General features: G+C 43.9%; 2 tRNA genes. Both read right to left on the bottom strand.

The annotated features are described in order from the left end of the window. Position 1: 1 nt before the first annotated feature. Positions 2-77: transfer RNA gene (locus C3B51_RS23325), tRNA-Val, on the bottom strand. A gap of 34 nt (positions 78-111) precedes the next feature. After that, a tRNA-Val gene (locus C3B51_RS23320) sits at positions 112-187 on the bottom strand. Between the last annotated feature and the right edge of the window lie 68 nt (positions 188-255).

Genomic DNA, 255 nt, shown 5'->3' with positions numbered 1-255 from the left:
ATGGTGGGTTGTACTGGACTTGAACCAGTGACCCTCGCCTTGTAAGGGCGATGCTCTCCCAACTGAGCTAACAACCCAGAGTATTATTTTTTGACAATTAAGTTTCTAAGATGGTGGGTTGTACTGGACTTGAACCAGTGACCCTCGCCTTGTAAGGGCGATGCTCTCCCAACTGAGCTAACAACCCATCTTAAAATTTTGTCTTTAGTTATGGTGGGTTGTACTGAATTTAATTCAATAACCCTTGCCTTGGTA

Source organism: Pseudoalteromonas rubra, from assembly GCF_004212645.1.
GTDB classification, from domain to species: domain Bacteria; phylum Pseudomonadota; class Gammaproteobacteria; order Enterobacterales; family Alteromonadaceae; genus Pseudoalteromonas; species Pseudoalteromonas rubra_G.
This window is presented reverse-complemented; position numbering and strand designations above follow the sequence as displayed.